Origin of the sequence: Blastococcus sp. HT6-4 (genome assembly GCF_039679125.1) — a bacterium.
In the GTDB taxonomy this organism is placed as follows: domain Bacteria; phylum Actinomycetota; class Actinomycetes; order Mycobacteriales; family Geodermatophilaceae; genus Blastococcus; species Blastococcus montanus.
The window spans coordinates 4261585-4278580 of record NZ_CP155551.1 but is presented as its reverse complement, the minus strand read 5'-3'; the positions used below and the strand labels follow the sequence as shown (position 1 = coordinate 4278580).

General features: G+C 73.4%; 16 protein-coding genes. 11 read left to right on the top strand and 5 right to left on the bottom strand.

Annotation, left to right across the window (positions count from 1 at the left end; translation table 11 throughout):
* Nucleotides 1–28 precede the first annotated feature (28 nt).
* Together ABDB74_RS20550 and ABDB74_RS20545 are read left to right on the top strand one after the other, a co-directional pair.
* Nucleotides 29–1516 carry a CCA tRNA nucleotidyltransferase gene (locus tag ABDB74_RS20550; RefSeq protein ID WP_346620796.1) on the top strand — a complete coding sequence of 496 codons (1488 nt, stop codon included), beginning with the start codon at nt 29–31 and terminating at the stop codon, nt 1514–1516.
* Nucleotides 1517–1574: 58 nt separating this feature from the next.
* The gene (locus ABDB74_RS20545; RefSeq protein ID WP_346620794.1) at nt 1575–2537 is read left to right on the top strand and encodes a matrixin family metalloprotease; all 963 of its coding nucleotides are present in this window, start codon (nt 1575–1577) and stop codon (nt 2535–2537) included.
* Nucleotides 2538–2546: 9 nt separating this feature from the next.
* Here the strand turns inward: ABDB74_RS20545 and ABDB74_RS20540 are convergent, their stop codons facing one another.
* Nucleotides 2547–3818, bottom strand: coding sequence for an MFS transporter (locus tag ABDB74_RS20540; RefSeq protein ID WP_346620793.1), 1272 nt, complete (start codon nt 3816–3818; stop codon nt 2547–2549).
* A 212-nt stretch (nt 3819–4030) separates the two neighbouring features.
* Here ABDB74_RS20540 and ABDB74_RS20535 point away from each other — a divergent pair, with 212 nt between their 5' ends.
* Complete coding sequence (locus tag ABDB74_RS20535; protein WP_346620791.1) at nt 4031–4648, top strand: YqgE/AlgH family protein; 618 nt, start codon at nt 4031–4033, stop codon at nt 4646–4648.
* Nucleotides 4649–4766: 118 nt separating this feature from the next.
* Here ABDB74_RS20535 and ABDB74_RS20530 read toward each other — a convergent pair whose 3' ends face one another.
* From ABDB74_RS20530 to ABDB74_RS20520, 3 genes are all read right to left on the bottom strand, one after another.
* On the bottom strand, nt 4767–5519 hold the full coding sequence (locus tag ABDB74_RS20530; RefSeq protein WP_346620790.1) for a hypothetical protein: 753 nt from the start codon (nt 5517–5519) through the stop codon (nt 4767–4769).
* 117 nt (nt 5520–5636) lie between these two features.
* On the bottom strand, nt 5637–6716 hold the full coding sequence (locus ABDB74_RS20525; protein ID WP_346620789.1) for an inositol-3-phosphate synthase: 1080 nt from the start codon (nt 6714–6716) through the stop codon (nt 5637–5639).
* Between the two features lie 95 nt (nt 6717–6811).
* Nucleotides 6812–7453, bottom strand: a complete 642-nt coding sequence (locus ABDB74_RS20520) for a PadR family transcriptional regulator (protein WP_346620787.1) — start codon at nt 7451–7453, stop codon at nt 6812–6814.
* Between the two features lie 157 nt (nt 7454–7610).
* Between ABDB74_RS20520 and ABDB74_RS20515 the strand changes: the two genes are divergently transcribed.
* The 3 genes from ABDB74_RS20515 to ABDB74_RS20505 all read left to right on the top strand — a co-directional run bounded on the left by ABDB74_RS20515 (nt 7611) and on the right by ABDB74_RS20505 (nt 12222).
* The gene (locus ABDB74_RS20515; RefSeq protein WP_346620785.1) at nt 7611–8027 is read left to right on the top strand and encodes a DUF5318 family protein; all 417 of its coding nucleotides are present in this window, start codon (nt 7611–7613) and stop codon (nt 8025–8027) included.
* 141 nt (nt 8028–8168) lie between these two features.
* The gene (locus tag ABDB74_RS20510; RefSeq protein ID WP_346620783.1) at nt 8169–10634 is read left to right on the top strand and encodes a transglycosylase domain-containing protein; all 2466 of its coding nucleotides are present in this window, start codon (nt 8169–8171) and stop codon (nt 10632–10634) included.
* 22 nt (nt 10635–10656) lie between these two features.
* Nucleotides 10657–12222 carry a glycosyltransferase 87 family protein gene (locus ABDB74_RS20505; RefSeq protein WP_346620782.1) on the top strand — a complete coding sequence of 522 codons (1566 nt, stop codon included), beginning with the start codon at nt 10657–10659 and terminating at the stop codon, nt 12220–12222.
* Here the strand turns inward: ABDB74_RS20505 and ABDB74_RS20500 are convergent.
* A complete protein-coding gene (locus ABDB74_RS20500) occupies nt 12219–13031 on the bottom strand; it encodes a deoxyribonuclease IV (RefSeq protein ID WP_346620781.1) in 813 nt (270 codons plus the stop codon). The two genes, ABDB74_RS20505 and ABDB74_RS20500, sit on opposite strands and share 4 nt — an antisense overlap.
* A gap of 248 nt (nt 13032–13279) precedes the next feature.
* Here ABDB74_RS20500 and rpsF point away from each other — a divergent pair, with 248 nt between their 5' ends.
* The 5 genes from rpsF to dnaB all read left to right on the top strand — a co-directional run bounded on the left by rpsF (nt 13280) and on the right by dnaB (nt 16835).
* Nucleotides 13280–13567 (top strand): 30S ribosomal protein S6, encoded by a 288-nt coding sequence (gene rpsF / locus ABDB74_RS20495; RefSeq protein ID WP_346620780.1) that lies wholly within the window; start codon nt 13280–13282, stop codon nt 13565–13567.
* 2 nt (nt 13568–13569) lie between these two features.
* Nucleotides 13570–14064 carry a single-stranded DNA-binding protein gene (locus tag ABDB74_RS20490; protein WP_346620779.1) on the top strand — a complete coding sequence of 165 codons (495 nt, stop codon included), beginning with the start codon at nt 13570–13572 and terminating at the stop codon, nt 14062–14064.
* Between the two features lie 38 nt (nt 14065–14102).
* Nucleotides 14103–14339, top strand: a complete 237-nt coding sequence (rpsR, locus tag ABDB74_RS20485; protein WP_014378671.1) for a 30S ribosomal protein S18 — start codon at nt 14103–14105, stop codon at nt 14337–14339.
* Between the two features lie 11 nt (nt 14340–14350).
* Nucleotides 14351–14797 (top strand): 50S ribosomal protein L9, encoded by a 447-nt coding sequence (gene rplI, locus ABDB74_RS20480; RefSeq protein WP_346620777.1) that lies wholly within the window; start codon nt 14351–14353, stop codon nt 14795–14797.
* Nucleotides 14798–15464: 667 nt separating this feature from the next.
* Nucleotides 15465–16835 (top strand): replicative DNA helicase, encoded by a 1371-nt coding sequence (gene dnaB / locus ABDB74_RS20475; protein ID WP_346620776.1) that lies wholly within the window; start codon nt 15465–15467, stop codon nt 16833–16835.
* Nucleotides 16836–16996: the final 161 nt, after the last annotated feature.

Here is a 16996-nt window from a genome sequence, read left to right as displayed (position 1 = left end):
ATCCGCCGCGGCACTACGCTGGCTCGTCGTGTCCGCCACCCCCTCGAGCCCACCCGAGCCGGAGCCGGTTCCCGCAGCCGTGCAGGAGACCGTCCGGAAGCTCGTGGAGCTCTCCCCCGTCCTCACCGAGCTCGGCCGGCGGTTCGCCGAGGCGGGCTTCGAGGCGCACCTGGTCGGTGGTTCGGTGCGGGACGCGCTGCTGGCGGCGGGTGCCGGCGGGGCAGGGGTGCCCGGCGACCTCGACGTCACCACGGATGCCCGGCCCGAGCAGGTGCTGGAGCTGCTGCGTGGCTGGGCGCGTTCCACGTGGAACACCGGGATCGCGTTCGGCACGGTCGGCGCCGACGTCCACGGCGTCCGTGTGGAGATCACCACCTTCCGGGCCGATCGGTACGACCGGGAGTCGCGCAACCCCGAGGTCGCCTGGGGCGACTCGCTGGTCGACGACCTGGCCCGCCGCGACTTCTCCGTGAACGCGATGGCGGTCTCGCTGGGCCCGGACCGGACGGTGACCGATCCCTTCGGCGGCCTGGGCGATCTGCTGGCGAAGCGACTGCGCACCCCCGGCCCCGCGGTGGAGTCCTTCGCCGACGACCCGCTGCGGATGCTCCGCGCCGTCCGCTTCGTGGCGCAGTTGGGGCTCCTGCCCGACGAGGAGGTCGTCGCGGCGATGACCTCGCTGGCCGGAGAGCTGGCCCGGATCACCCCGGAGCGGGTGCAGGCCGAGCTGTCCAAGACCCTGCTGCAGGACTCCCCGCGCGCGGCCCTCGAGCTGTTCGTGAGCACCGGCCTGGCCGACGTCGTGCTGCCGGAGCTGCCGGCCCTGCGCATGGAGATCGACGAGCACCACCAGCACAAGGACGTCTACACCCACTCGCTCACCGTGCTGGACCAGGCGATCGCGCTGGAGAAAGCCGATCCGCACGGCGAGTCCCCCGACCTGGTGCTGCGCCTGGCCGCGCTGCTGCACGACATCGGCAAGCCCGCGACCCGGCGGCACGAGGCCGGCGGGCGGGTCTCCTTCCACCACCACGAGGTGGTCGGCGCCAAGCTCGTGCGCAAGCGCCTGACCGCGCTGCGCTACTCCAAGGAGATCGTCGAGGCGGTCGCCCGGCTGACCTTCCTCCACCTGCGTTTCCACGGCTACGGCCGCGGCGAGTGGACCGACTCCGCCGTCCGCCGGTACGTCACCGACGCCGGTGACCTGCTCCCCCGCCTGCACAAGCTCGTGCGCTCGGACTCCACGACCCGCAACAAGCGCCGGGCGGCTGCGCTCTCGGCGACGTACGACTCGCTGGAGCAGCGGATCGCCGAGCTCGCCGAGCTCGAGGACCTCGCGCGGGTCCGGCCGGACCTCGACGGGAACGCGATCATGGAGATCCTCGGGCTGCCGCCGGGCCGGGAGGTGGGCGAGGCCTGGCGGTTCCTCAAGGATCTCCGGCTCGAGCGCGGCCCGCTGGAACCGGACGAGGCCGAGGCGGCGCTGAGGGCGTGGTGGGCCGGGCGCGCCGGCTGAGCGCCGGCCGCCGGCAGGACGGGCGGCCCGGCTCCAGCGGACCGCTCGCGGTGCCGACATGACGGACATGCACCCGCAGGAGCCCCGGGACGGCGCGGCGCCGCTGCCGTCGTCGCCCAGCGGCCGGGTTCCGCAGTGGGTCGTCGACGAGGCGACCGGCGCGTCCCCGCTCCCCGGGCAACGGCCCTCCGCGCAGCCGGGACGACGGCGCCGGGGCTGGTGGGCGGTGCCGGTGCTCGCCGCGGCCGCAGCCGCGGCCCTGGTCCTCCCCGACGTCCGGGAGTGGCCGGGGAGCGCCGAGGCGGGGGTGGCCGAGCCCGGCGTCGTCGCCCCGTCCCCGGCCCGGCCGACCGACCGCCCCACGCCGAGCGGGGCCACGACGGCCCTGGGCACCCCCGCGCCGGTCCCGCCGGCCGGCGGTACGCACGGCTTCGTCTCGCTGCAGGCCGACGGCAGCACGCCGGTGGCCTACGACCCCTGCCGACCGATCCACTACGTGCTGCGCCCCGACGGCGCGCCCCCGGGCACCGAGCCGCTCGTGCACGACGCCGTCGCCCGGATCAGCGAGCTCACCGGGCTGCGGTTCGTCTACGACGGCTACACCGACGAGCCGTCGGCCGGTGCGCGCGCGCCGTTCCAGTCCGACCGCTACGGGGACCGGTGGGCCCCCGTGCTGATCGGTTGGCAGACCGAGGCGGAGAACGCGGCGCTGGCAGGGGACATCGTCGGCGAGGCGGGCAGCACGGCGGTCTCCCTGGACGACGGACCGCGCGTCTACGTCACCGGCACGGTCACCCTCGACGGCGGTCAGGCGCCGGCGATCCTGGCCGGGCGCGACGGCGCGGCGACCGTGCAGGCGGTCGTCCTGCACGAACTCGGCCATCTCGTCGGCCTCGCGCACGTCGACGACGACACCCAGCTGATGTACCCGGAGACGCGGCGGGCCGTGACCGGGTTCGCCGACGGGGACCGCGCCGGGCTGGCCGCGCTCGGCACCGGCGAGTGCCTGCCCGAACTCTGAGCCGCCGCGTCAGCGCCGGGTCATGCGGGCGTGCAGCAGGGCCGTGCCCACGTACCCCGCCCCCACGAGGAGCAGCACGGCCGGGGAGACGCCCGAGGGCGGCAGCGCCACCGCGGCGACCATGAGCGCCACCACGTAGCCGACGTTGACCAGGGTGTCGTAGACGGAGAACACGCGGCCGCGGTGGTCGTCGTCGATGCGCTCCTGCAGCGTCGTGTCCACGCAGATCTTCACGCCCTGCCCCATGAAGCCCAGCAGGAACCCGGCCGCGACGGCGGCCGGGGGCGCCAGCAGCAGGCCCAGCCCCACCTGCGCCAGGCCGCCCCCGGCCAGCAGGCCCCGGATCCACCGGTCCTTGCCGATCCGGCCCACCACCGCGGGCGTCACCACGGCGGCGGCCAGGGTGCCCACGGCGCCCGCGGCGACGACCACCCCGAGGCCCACCAGCCCGCCGGGGAACGGGCCGGGCCCGCCGGTGAAGGTGTTGCGGTACAGCAGCAGGGCGATGAGCGTCAGGAAGCCGAACCAGACGCGGTGCAGGCTGATGGCGGTGAGCACGGCCGCCGCGGGGCGGTCCTGCCAGGCGTGCCGGGCGCCGGAGACCATGCCGGCCAGCACCTGGGACGCCGAGATGCGGGCCGAGCGCGCCATGTGGTCCGGGCCCAGGCCGCTGCGGGCGAAGCCGGCCACGACGGCGGCCGCCGCCAGGTAGGGCAGGGCGGCGGACACGGCCAGGGTGGCGTACCCGGCGTCGCCGGACCCGGTCAGCTGCAGCAGGGCCAGGGCGACGCCACCCCCGGAGACGGTGGCGACGGCGCCGGACGTCGTCGACACGGCGTTGGCCGGCACCAGCGAGGACTCCTCGGCGGTGTGCGGCAGGCCGGCGGAGAGGGCGGCCAGCACGAACCGGTTCACGGAGAAGACGGCCAGCCCGGCCGCGTAGAAGCCGACGCCCTGCACCCCGGACAGGACGAGCGCCGCCACCACCGCCACCAGCCCCGCGCGCAGGACGTTCGCGCGCAGCAGCACCTGGCGGCGGCTCCAGCGGTCCAGCCAGACGCCGGCGAAGGGGCCCACGAGGGAGTACGGCAGCAGCAGGACGGCGAAACCCGCGGCGACGTCGACCGGGTCGGCGGCGCGCTGCGGGTTGAACAGCACGGTGCCGGCGAGCGCGGCCTGGAAGACGCCGTCGCCGAACTGCCCCAGCAAGCGGGTGCCGAGCAACCGGCGGAAGTCCGGGCGCACGAGGAGACCGCGCACGGTCGTCCCCGCCTCGGCCACGCCTTCACCCTAGGGCGACCGGCAGCGTCCGCTGGGTCACCGCCGCTCCCGTGCAGGTGGGCCGCCCGCCGGTACCGGCGGGCGGTGCGGCGGCCCGTGCCAGGTCGGTCGCGCGACCGGGGGACGCGCGCGGGCCCTGGCCGCTCTTCTGGGGCACACTGGGAAAGATGTCGCCGGTGCCTGCGTCGCCCGATCCCGAGTCCGGTCCCCCCGTGCGGCCCGCGACAGGTGGCCGCCGTGCCCGGCCGGTCCCGGCGCTGTCGATCGGCTGCCTCGACGACGTGCGCGCGGGGAGCCTGCTGGTGGCCATGCCGTCGCTGACCGAGCCGACGTTCGCCGGGTCCGTCGTCTACGTCCTCGACCACTCCGACACCGGCACCCTCGGCGTGGTCCTCGGCCGCCCCAGCCAGGTGGAGATCCGCGACGTGCTGCCCGGCTGGTGCGATCTCGCCGTCGACCCGGCGGTGTTCCACGTGGGCGGGCCCTGCGAGGCCGACACGGCGCTGTGCCTGGCCACGGCCCCCGGCCCGGTGCCGGCCCAGGGCCTGCGGCCGGTGGCCGGCGACGTCCACCTCGTCGACCTGGACGCGGACCCGGGGGAGCTCGCCGGGTCGCTCGGCGGGTTGCGCGTCTTCGCCGGCTACGCGGGCTGGTCCCCGGGCCAGCTGGCCGGGGAGATCGCCGAGGGCGCCTGGGCCTGCGTGCCGAGCGTCGCCGGTGACGTGTTCAGCGACCTCGCGGGCCCCGACCTCTGGCGCGGGGTGCTGGCCCGGCAGACCGGCCGGCTGGCGGTGCTGTCCACCGCTCCGGCGGACCCGTCGATCAACTGATCCGCACGACGCGCCGCTGCGACGGGCGGCGCGTTCGCCCGGCATCTGGTAGGAAAGAGCCCGGGAAGGGGCGGTCTGGGGAAGAGGCCGCCCCTTCCCGCTGTCTCGGGCCGCTCCGCTAGATGCCGTACGCCTCGGCGATCACGGGGTGCTGCTCCGCCGCCACGGTCTCCTCCTCGCGCGGCAGCGTGAGCCGGCGACTGCCGTGGTCGGCGAGCGTGACCGTCAGCTCCGGCCCGTCCTCGCCCAGCGGGGTCCGGTATTGCACCAGCGTGCCGTTGCCGGCGTCGACCGCGACGGTGCGCCCCTCCCGCAGCCGGTAGACCGTGGTCGGCCGGCCGTCGATCGGCTGCTCGGCCGCCCACCGGTACGGGCCGGCCAGGAACGTCGCCGGATCGTCGGCGGTGGGCGTGGCGAGGTTCAGCAGCACCTGGACGACGACGTCGATCAGGCCCGGCTCCGGACCGGCCGGCAACGGCCGGCGCAGGTAGCTCGCCTCGGTCCCCGCCTCGGCCAGCGCCTCGGTCAGGCCGGGCAGGTCGCCGGACCAGAGCTCGTCGCGGTCGAAGAACAGCGTCCGCGCGTCGCGCTCCTCGCCGTCGACCTCCACGACCGCCTGTGCCCGCCCGATCCCGCGTCGGAAGTCGATCTCGCCGGTGAGGGTGAGCAGCGCGTCGTCGGCGAACGGCGCGACGACCACGAAGTCGGCGCCGCCCTCCTCGTGGTTGCGGTGCAGCAGCTCGGCGAGCACCACGGCCTCGTCCTCGGTGATCGGCTCGCCGGGCCGCCGCTCGTCCTCGCCGCAGCCCGCGAGCAGGACGGCGGCCAGCGCGGTGGCGCACGCCCGGGCAGGCAGGGGGCGGGCACGCATGGCGGCCAGCGTAGGCAGCCCGGGCGTCGATCCCGGGGAGGAACGCGCAGGGCCCGCATCTCCCGAGGAGATGCGGGCCCCGCAGCCCGTGCCGGCCCCTTCCGGAGGGGTCCTGCCTCAGCGCTCGACGTCGCCCCGGATGAACGCCTCGACGGCGTCCCGGGCCTCGCTGTCGCTGTACTGCACCGGCGGGCTCTTCATGAAGTACGACGACGCCGACAGGATCGGGCCGCCGATGCCGCGGTCCTTGGCGATCTTCGCGGCGCGGACGGCGTCGATGATGATGCCGGCCGAGTTCGGGGAGTCCCAGACCTCGAGCTTGTACTCCAGGTTCAGCGGGACGTCGCCGAACGCGCGGCCCTCCAGGCGGACGTAGGCCCACTTGCGGTCGCTCAGCCACGGCACGTGGTCCGACGGACCGATGTGCACGTTGCCGGTGCCCATGTCGCGGTCGACCTGGCTGGTCACCGACTGGGTCTTCGAGATCTTCTTGGACTCCAGGCGCTCGCGCTCGAGCATGTTCTTGAAGTCCATGTTCCCGCCGACGTTGAGCTGCATCGTGCGGTCCAGCTGCACACCGCGGTCCTCGAAGAGCTTGGCGAGCACCCGGTGGGTGATGGTGGCGCCGACCTGGCTCTTGATGTCGTCGCCGACGATCGGCACGCCCGCGGCGGTGAACCTGTCCGCCCACTCCTTGGTGCCGGCGATGAACACCGGCAGCGCGTTGACGAAGCCGACGCCGGCGTCCAGCGCCGCCTGGGCGTAGAACTCCGCGGCCTGCTGCGAGCCCACGGGCAGGTAGCAGACGAGCACGTCGGCGCCGGACTCGCGCAGGGCCGCGGCGACGTCGGCCGGCTGCTCGTCGGACTCCTCGATCGTCTCGCGGTAGTACTTGCCGAGGCCGTCGAGGGTGGTGCCGCGCTGCACGGTCACGCCCAGCGGGGGGACGTCGCAGATGGAGATGGTGTTGTTCTCGCTCGCGACGATCGCCTCGGACAGGTCCCGGCCGACCTTCTTCGCGTCGACGTCGAACGCGGCCACGAACTCGATGTCGGAGACGTGGTACTCGCCGAACCGGACGTGCATCAGGCCCGGGACCGATGCCGTCTCGTCGGCGTCGCGGTAGTAGTGGACGCCCTGCACCAGCGAGGCGGCGCAGTTCCCGACGCCGACGATGGCGACCTTGACTGATCCCATGACTCTCCTTCTCCCTGGACCGTTGGTCCCGTGTACGTGAACCGCGAGCGGTCCGGATGACTGCGGACGGGGACCGGAGGACCCCGCCGCCTGTTTCACGTGGTGTTCGGCTGCCCCGGGTCGGGCCGCGCGGCTCCGCCCGCTTCCCGGTGCTCTGTTCCTGGCTCCGTCGTCCCTGGCTCCGTCGCCTCCCGGCGCTCGCTGTCGATGAGCTCGGAGAGCCAGCGGACCTCCCGGTCCACCGACTCCAGGCCGTGCCGCTGCAGCTCGAGCGTGTAGCGGTCGAGCCGCTCGCGGGTCCTCGCCAGTGAGGACCGCAACCCCTCGCGCTGCCGTTCGACGGTGCGACGGCGGCCCTCGAGGATCCGCAGCCGAGCGTCCTGCGCGGTGTGCCGGAAGAACGCCAGGCGGACGCCGAAGAGACCGCCGTCGTCGTAGGCCTCCGGGCCGGTCTGGCTGACCAGCTCGTGGAAGCGCTCCTTGCCGTCGGCGGTGATCGTGTAGACCACCTTGCCGCGCCGCCCGGTGAGCGGCGGGGCGTCGGCCGGCAGGAGGGCGCGCGGCGTGGGCTCATCGGTGGTGATCAGCCCGGCCGCCTGCATCCGCCGCAGTGCGGGGTACAGCGACCCGTAGGAGATGCTGCGCAGCCCGCCGAGCACCTGCGCGAGCTGCTTGCGCAGCTCGTACCCGTGCATCGGCGCCTGGTGCAGCAGGCCGAGGATGGCGAACTCGAGCACGTCGCCCTCCCCGGCTTGTCCCACGATCGATGTATCGGGACGATACATCCGTGCGTCGGTGCGCTCCACCCGGATAGGTGGGGCGCGTGGGTCGGGCGGGACGGCGGCCGTGCCGGAGAACCTCCTGCATGGCGGCCCGGTGCGTACATTGGCGGCCGTGTCCGGACGCCGCTCCGTCGTCGACTACTCGCTGCAGCGGCGAGCCGTCCTCGCGGGAGTACATGCGGGGCGCACCGGGTTGTTCGAGGTGTGCGACGCCAGTCCCTACCTCTCCCGCGCCGCGAAGTACCACGGGCAGCCGACCGACGTCGCCTGCCCGGTGTGCCGTCGGGAGCGGCTGACGCTGGTGAACTACGTGTACGGCGAGCACCTCGGGCCGGTGGCCGGCCAGGCCAAGACCGAGGCTGAACTCGCCCGCATGGACGCCGCGCAGGACGAGTTCTCGGTGTACCAGGTCGAGGTCTGCCGCGGCTGCGGCTGGAACCACCTGGACTGCTCGTACGTCCTCGGTGCCGAGCCCGAGCCGGGGCGGGCGCCCCGCCGCGGCCGGCGCCGGGCGGCCACCGAGCGGTGAGCCCCCGCTCGCCCGCCGGCTCGCGCCCCGCCCGGACCCGGGTCCCCGACGACGTGGACCGACCCGCAACCCACAGCTGAAGACGTTCCACCGCGCCCTGGCACGTGCCCGGACGCCGACCATGACAGTTCAGGAAGGGGGGTGCTCGTGCCCAGCCACGACGAGACCTCACCCGTCGCTCCGCGGGCGGGATCGGTCCGCCGGCCGCCGGCCGCCCGTACCCGCAGCACCGGTGGGGGCGGGGGCCGTCCGCCCGCCGGACGCGCCCGCACCAGCGCCTCCCGTGGGGGCACCGGCGCCGCGCGCGCCGGGGCCGGCGGCTCCGGCCGCCCGCCCGCCCGGCCCGGCACCAAGGCGAAGACCGCGCGGACCAAGAAGCAGCGCCGCAACCGCCGGCTGAAGATCACCGCGGCCGTCATGGGCGGTCTGCTGGCCCTGCTCTGCGTCTTCGTGGGGGTCGTGTACGCCACCACCGAGGTGCCGAGCCCCGACTCGGTCTCCACCAAGCAGACGACCGTCATGTACTACTCCGACGGCGTCACCGAGATGGCCCGGCTCGGCGACGAGAACCGCACGAACGTCTCGCTCGACCAGGTCAGCGAGGCCGCGCAGAACGCCGTCCTCGCCGCGGAGAACCGCAGCTTCTACACCGACCCCGGCATCTCCTTCACCGGCATCGTGCGGGCGGCCTACAACAACCTGACCGGCGGGTCGACGCAGGGCGGTTCGACGATCACCCAGCAGTACGTGAAGAACGCGTTCCTGACGTCGGAGCAGACGCTCAGCCGCAAGTTCCAGGAGCTCTTCCTGGCCATCAAGCTGGACAACAACTTCTCGAAGGAGCAGATCCTCGAGAACTACCTGAACACGATCTACTACGGCCGGGGCGCCTACGGGATCGAGGCCGCCGCCGAGACCTACTTCGGCGTCCCCGCTGCCGAGCTCACGCCCCAGCAGGGGGCGGTGCTCGCCGTCCTCATCCGCAGTCCTTCCGGCAACGACCCGGAGACCAACCCCGAGGGCGCCCGGGACCGCTGGGCCCTGGTGCTCGACGCGATGCTCGAGGAGGGCTGGCTCACCCCGGAGGAGCGCGAGGCGTCGGTGTACCCGGAGGTGCTGCCCCGGGGTGACACGCCCCTGGGCGTGCCCGAGGGGCCGGAGGGCCTGATCGTCCAGCAGGTCAAGGAAGAGCTGATGGCGCGCGGCTACGACGAGCAGCAGATCAGCGCCGGTGGCCTGCAGATCACCACCACGATCAGCCAGCCCGCGCAGGACGCCGCCGAGGCCAGCGTCGCCGAGGTGATGGCCGGCGAGCCGGAGGGGCTCCGCGAGGCCCTGGTCGCGATCGATCCGCGCAGCGGTGCGGTGGTCGCCTACTACGGCGGCAACAGCGGTGTCGACCTCGACTACGCGCAGGCGCAGCGGCAGCCGGGCTCGTCGGTGAAGCCCTACGTCCTCGCCACCGCCCTGGAGCAGGGCATCGGCATCCAGGCGCGACGTGACGGCAGCTCCCCGCAGACGTTCCCCGACCGCACGAAGGAGGTCGTCAACTCCGGCGGCACCAGCTGCGCCGCGTGCACGCTCACGGAGGCGATGACCAGGTCGCTCAACACCACGTACTACGGGCTGGCCTACGAGGTGGGCCCGGAGAACGTCCGCGAGACGATCCGGGCCGCCACCGGCCTGCCGGAGACGTGGGAGGAGGGCAACCTGGCCGGTGACACCGTGCTCGCCAACAGCGAGGGCGCGACCGGTTCCTCCATCGGCATCGGCGAGTACGAGCTCCGCCCGTTCGACCAGGCGCAGGGCTTCGCCACCCTCGCCGCCGGCGGCGTCTTCCGCGACGCCTACTTCGTCTCGCGGGTCACCGACGGCGCGGGCACCGTGCTGCTGGAGAACACCGGTGCGGCCGGGGAGCAGGTGCTGCGCAGCGACGTGGTCAACGACGTGACCGTCGCGCTCAAGGACGTCGCCTCCTACTCCCGCCGCTCGCTCGACGGCGGCCGCGAGGTGGCCAGCAAGACGGGCACCCAGGGCCAGGGGGAGGACAACTCCGACGCCTGGATGGTCGGGTACACGCCGTCCATCGCGACGGCGGTGTGGATGGGCAACGACTCGCCCAGCGACCCGATCGTCAACTCCGACGGCGGGATCGTCTACGGCTCGGGGCTGCCCGGTGCGATCTGGCAGCGGTTCATGAACGCGGTCCTCTCCGACGTCCCCGAGGAGGACCTGCCGGACCGGGCGCTGATCAAGGGCGACACCGGCCAGGGCGTGCCCGAGCCGACCCCGGACCCCACCCCCGAGCCGGAGCCGGTGGTCACGCAGGCGCCCGAGCCGGTCGTCGTCGACACCGATGGGGACGGCGTCCCGGACAACCGGGACTTCGCGCCGAGGGACCCCAACGTGACGACGCGCCCGGCCGACACGGACGGGGACGGCGTTCCGGACAGCCAGGACTTCGCGCCGACGGACCCGAACGTGACCACGGCCCCGGAGGCGGAGCCGACGCCCACGACGACCGTGAATCCCCCGGGCAACGGGCCGCAGACGGATCCCCAGGGCGGCGCACCCGCGCCGGAGGTCACGTCACCGGCTCCCGGGTGATCCGTCCCGCAGACTGATCGTCATGAGCAGCACCACCACGGGCCCGTCCGCCACCGCGGACGGGCCCGTGCTCGTTCCACGTGGAACCGGCGGACCGGACCGGGTCGTGCCGTCCTGGACCGACCCGGTCGTGGCACAGGCCAGCGAGGCGGTGGGTGGCCCCTGGGGACGGTTCGCCGTCACCGGGCGGGCGCTGTTCTGGACGCCGCTGCGCGTCTGCCTGCTGTTCGCCACGCTCACCCTGGCGCTGGCCTGGATCAAGCAGGCCCCGTGCGCCGACGGCAACTGGGCGGGGAGCGTCCAGTACACGCACCTCTGCTACGCGGACGCCGTCCCGCTGTTCGACCTGCACGGCCTCGACGACGGCGCGATCCCCTACCTGGACTCGGCCGTGGAGTACCCGGTGCTCACCGGTGGTCTCATGGCGGCCGCGGCGGCGGTGTCGGCGGGCTACGACCGTGCCGCCACCGCCTCGGAGGTGCTGCCCGAGGTGCCGCCGGTGCAGAGCTTCTACGTCGTCACGTGCCTGCTGCTGACCCTGTGCGCCTTCCTCGTCGTGCGCGCCACGCTGGCGCTCACGGGCCGGCGGCCGTGGGACGCGGCGATGATCGGCCTGTCCCCCCTGCTGCTGGTGCACGCCTTCACCAACTGGGATCTGCTGGCCGTGGCGCTCGCGACCGGCGCCCTGGCCGCATGGGCGCGGCACCGGCCGGTGCTGGCCGGCGTCCTCCTCGGCCTGGCGGTCGCGGCGAAGTTCTACCCGCTGCTCCTGCTGGGGGCGCTGTTCGTGCTGTGCCTGCGCGCCGGGCGGCTGCGGGCGTGGGCCACCACCGCCGGCGCCGCCCTGGCGGCGTGGGTGGCGGTCAACCTGCCGGTGGCGCTGCTGTCCCCGGAGAACTGGAGCCGGTTCTTCGTCTTCAGCCGGGAGCGACCGGCCAACCCCGAGACGCTGTGGAACCTCGCGCTGCACGTCAGCGGCGGCCGCGTGCTCGACGGGCAGCTGGCCGAGGGGCAGACCCCCGAGGTGCTCAACGCCGTGGTCACCGTCGTGCTGCTCGGCCTGGCGGCGGGGGTCACCTGGCTGACGCTGGCGGCGCCGGTGCGGCCGCGGGTGGGCCAGGTCGCCTTCCTGCTGGTCGCCGGGTTCCTCCTGCTCAACAAGGTGTGGAGCCCGCAGTTCTCGCTGTGGCTGCTGCCGCTGCTCGTGCTCGCCCGTCCCCGCTGGCGGTCGGCCCTCGTCTGGCAGGTCACCGAGGTCCTGGTCTGGGTGGTGACGATGCTGCACTACCTGGGGACCGACAACCGCGGGATCGGCGTCGAGTGGTTCTTCCTCGGGGTCGTCGTCCGCGACGTCGCCGTCGTCGTGCTCATGGCGCTCGTCGTCCGGGAGGTGCTGCAGCCGGACCGCGACGTCGTGCGGACCAGCTGGCCCGGTGTCGACGATCCGGCCGGCGGGCCGCTGGACCGGGCCCCCGACCGCTTCTCCTGCGCCCGGGGCGCCACGATCAGCTCCCGTGATCATGAAGCGTCCTCCCTCGGCGTGGACCGTGCGGGAGGACGCTCCCGGCTGAGGGAGGACGGACGCTAGGCCAGCGCCTCGCGCAGCAGTGCGATCTCCTCGGCGTGGGAGGCGGTGTCCCCCGGGGTCTCGAGCACGACCGGGCAGTCGGCGGCCCGGGCCACGTGCAGCAGCAGCTCCGCCGGGATCTCGCCCGCGGCCAGCGGCGCGTGCCGGTCCCGGCCGGAGCCGGCGGGGTCCCGGCTGTTGTTGAGGTGCAGCAGGTCGATCCGGCCGGTGACCGCCCGGACGTCGTCGACGACGGTGGTGAGGTCCCAGCCCGCGGCCCAGGCGTGGCAGGTGTCGAGCACGAATCCGGCGCCGAACCCGCCGACCGCGTCCCACAGCCGCCCCACGGCGTCGAGGTCACGGGCCATCGCGTTGCCGCCGCCGGCGGTGTTCTCGACCAGCACCGGCACCGGGAACCCGCCGTCCTCGTACTGCCGGGCGAAGGTCTTGCGCCAGTTGTCCACCCCCACCGCGGGGTCGTCCGTGGCCAGCACGTGCCCGCCGTGGACCACCAGCCCCCGGGCGCCGATGCCCGCCGCCGCCGTCGCGTGCGCGCCGAGGAGCTTGCGGCTGGGGATCCGGATCCGGTTGTTCGTCGTCGCCACGTTGAGCACGTAGGGGGCGTGCACGTGGACGGCGACGTCGGAGGACAGCAGGTCGGCGGCGTCGGGCCGGGGCTTCGGCGCCTTCCAGCCCTGCGGATCGGCCAGGAAGACCTGGACGCCGTCGGCGCCGAGCTCCGCCGCGCGGGCCAGCGGACCACCGCGGTCGAGCTCGCCGTCGTCGGTGAGCCCGGGGCCGACGTGGACGCCGATCGGGTGCGAACCCATGTCTCCTCCACCTGCTGCGGCACCCCGGGTCGTTCCCGGCCCGCCTGGTGCCCATCATCGTGGAGGGCGTGACGGGGTGTCGCAGGGCGGCCGGGCCGGTCACCCGGACGGCTCCTGGTCGCCGGTGCCGGGCCGCTGGTAGCCTGGACCCGCGCGTTCCGGCTCTTGTCGGGGCGCGCGACGCATGTACGACCCTCCTGCTGCAGATGTGCTGCAGCCGCCGAGACCAGAGGAGGTGGGGTTTCTCCATGCGCAACTACGAACTGATGGTCATCCTCGACCCCGATCTCGAGGAGCGCACGATCGCGCCCTCGCTCGACCGGTTCCTGACCGTCGTCACCAACTCCGGTGGCACCGTCAAGACCGAGATCTGGGGCCGTCGCCGCATGGCCTACGAGATCAAGAAGCAGGTCGAAGGCATCTACGCGGTCATCGACATCCAGGCCGAGCCGGCTGCGGTCGCCGAGCTGGACCGCCAGCTGAACCTGAACGAGTCGGTCCTGCGCACGAAGCTGATGCGCCCCGAGGTCCACTGACCATGGCCGGCGAAACCGTCATCACCGTCGTCGGCAACCTGACCGCCGATCCGGAGCTGCGCTTCACGCCGTCGGGCGCCGCCGTCGCGAACTTCACCGTCGCGTCGACGCCGCGCACCTTCGACCGCCAGTCCCAGGAGTGGAAGGACGGCGAAGCGCTGTTCCTCCGCTGCAACGTCTGGCGGCAGGCCGCGGAGAACGTCGCCGAGTCGCTCACCCGCGGGTCGCGGGTCATCGTCAGCGGCCGTCTCAAGCAGCGTTCCTTCGACACGAAGGAAGGCGAGAAGCGCACCGTCATCGAGCTCGAGGTCGACGAGATCGGCCCGTCCCTGCGCTACGCCACCGCGAAGGTCACCAAGGCCTCCCGCGGTGACGGCGGCGGCGGCTTCGGTGGCGGCGGTGGCGGTGGCGGTGGCGGCTTCGGTGGTGGCGGTGGCGGCGGGGCGAGCGACCCGTGGTCGACGCCCGCCGGACCGTCGGACGAACCGCCGTTCTGATCCTCTTCCTCTCTGACTGAATCTCTCTGGAGAACCAGGTGCCCAAGCCCCCTGTTCGGAAGCCCAAGAAGAAGGTCTGCCAGTTCTGCAAGGACAAGGCGACCTACGTCGACTACAAGGACACGACCCTGCTGCGGAAGTTCATCTCCGACCGCGGCAAGATCCGTGCCCGCCGCGTGAGCGGCAACTGCAGCCAGCACCAGCGTGACGTCGCCACGGCGGTCAAGAACAGCCGTGAGATGGCGCTGCTGCCCTACACCTCCACGGCGCGCTGATCATGAGCACCATGAAGCTGATCCTCACGCAGGAGGTCACCGGTCTCGGGTCCTCCGGCGACACCGTCGAGGTCAAGGGCGGCTACGGCCGCAACTACCTCCTGCCCCGCGGGCTGGCCATCGTGGCCACCCGCGGTGCCGAGAAGCAGGTCGAGTCCCTGCGGCGGGCGCGTGCCACCCGCGACGTGCGCTCCCTCGAGGAGGCGCAGGCCGTGGCCGGTCGTCTGTCGGGCCTGACCGTCCGTGTGCCGGCCCGCGCCGGTGACGGCGGCCGGCTGTTCGGCCGGGTCACGACCGCCGACGTCGCCGCCGCGGTGACCGCCGCCGGTGGCCCGGAGCTCGACCGCCGCCGGATCGAGCTGCCCAGCAGCATCAAGACCACGGGAGAGCACACCGTCACCGTGCGGGTGCACCCCGAGGTCTCGACGCAGCTGGCCATCGAGGTCGTCGCCGGCTAGGAGCAACCAGCACGGCCCACGAGGGGCGTCGGACCACGGTCCGGCGCCCCTCGTGGCATCTCCGGGAACCGGCACCCCCCGACGCCGGCCGGGTAGCCGAGCCGGTGCCGGGGCCCCGGGGCACGTGACGCCCGCCGGGCCGCTGAGCCGGCCTCGGGGGCGCCCGGGGCGCCGGCCCCTCGTTGTCCTCGGGCCCGGCCACCTCCGGGACCCCGAGGGGCCGCTCAGCGCCGTGCGCGGGCACCACTGGTGGCGGCAGGCGACCGGCCGGGGCGCGCGGGAACACCGCTGTGACACGTGGTGCGACGCCAGGAAAATTCTTCCGGACTTTCTTCCGTCCACATGCCCCGTGCGGCGTCCGTGCAGGTCAGCCCGGGTGCCGGGGGCGGCTTGCCGGCGGCGTCCCCCGATTCCTCCACATGTCGACACGCCTCCGTCCACCGACTTGTCCACAAGTTGTGCAGATCGACGTGCACAGCGGTGGTGGACTCCGCTCCCCCGGCTTCCTAACGTCCTCCCTGGCCGCCGACGGGACTCCGACTGTCAGTCCCCTCCGGTAGGCAGGAGCCGAACAGGCGTTCGGTCCGGTGTCGCTCGCCGAGCTCGCGTACTTCCCCTGCGCGCAGTGGTCATGCGAGCGCGCCCGCAAGGAGATGGAGGTACCCCCGTGGCGGTGGCCGACGAGTTCAGCCGACCGTCCGCAGCGGCGCCGGAGTACGACCGGCAGCCCCCGCAGGACGTCGCGGCGGAGCAGTCGGTGCTCGGCGGCATGCTGCTGAGCAAGGACGCGGTCGCCGACGTGGTGGAGGTCCTGCACGGCAACGACTTCTACCGGCCGGCGCACCAGGTGATCTTCGACTGCATCCTCGACCTCTACGGGCGGGGTGAGCCGGCCGACGCCATCACCGTCGCCGCCGAGCTCAACCGCACCGACCAGCTGTCGAAGATGGGCGGCGCGGTCTACCTGCACACGCTCATCCAGTCCACGCCGACGGCGGCCAACGCCGGGTACTACGCGGCGATCGTCGCCGAGCAGGCGGTGCTGCGCCGGCTGGTCGAGGCCGGTACCCGCGTGGTGCAGCTGGGCTACGGCGCGGCCGGTGGCAAGGGCGACGTCGACGACATCGTCGACCGCGCCCAGCAGGAGATCTACGACGTCACCGAGAAGCGCATGAGCGAGGACTACTCGCGCCTCGAGGACGTCCTGCAGCCGACCATGGACGAGCTGGACGCCATCGCCTCCCGCGGCGGCACCGCCCGCGGCGTGCCCACCGGGATCCGCGATCTCGACGAGCTCACCAACGGCCTGCAGGCCGGCCAGATGGTCGTCATCGCGGCCCGGCCCGGTGTCGGGAAGTCGACCCTGGGCCTGGACATCGCGCGGTCGGCGACGGTGAAGCACGGCATGCCGGCCTGCATCTTCTCGCTGGAGATGAGCAAGCACGAGATCACGATGCGTCTGCTGTCGGCCGAGGCGAAGGTGCCGCTGCACCACATGCGCGCCGGCACGCTGTCCGACGAGGACTGGGCGAAGCTGGCCCGCCGGATGGGCGAGGTGGCCGACGCGCCGCTCTACATCGACGACTCGCCCAACATGACGATGATGGAGATCCGCGCCAAGGCGCGGCGGCTCAAGCAGCGCAACGACCTCAAGCTCATCGTCATCGACTACCTCCAGCTCATGACCTCGGGCAAGAAGGTCGAGAGCCGCCAGCAGGAGGTCTCGGAGTTCTCCCGTGCGCTCAAGCTGCTGGCCAAGGAGCTCGAGGTCCCGGTCATCGCGATGTCGCAGCTCAACCGTGGCTCGGAGCAGCGGCAGGACAAGAAGCCGATGCTCTCCGACCTCCGTGAGTCCGGCTCCATCGAGCAGGACGCCGACATGGTCATGATGATCCACCGCGAGGACATGTACGAGAAGGAGTCTCCGCGGGCCGGCGAGGCCGACATCATGCTGGTCAAGCACCGCAACGGCCCCACCGCGAACGTCACCGTCGCCTTCCAGGGCCACTACAGCCGCTTCGTGGACATGGCCAACTAGCCCTCCGGGCAACGCACGACGCAGGGGCCCAGGACCGGACAGGTCCAGGGCCCCTGCGTCGTCTGCGGGCGAGGCTGCGCCCGGCACCGGTCGGCGCCCGGGGCCGGCAGTCATGTCGACGGGTGCGAGCCAGGGTGCTCGCGGCCGCGCTGTTCCACGGG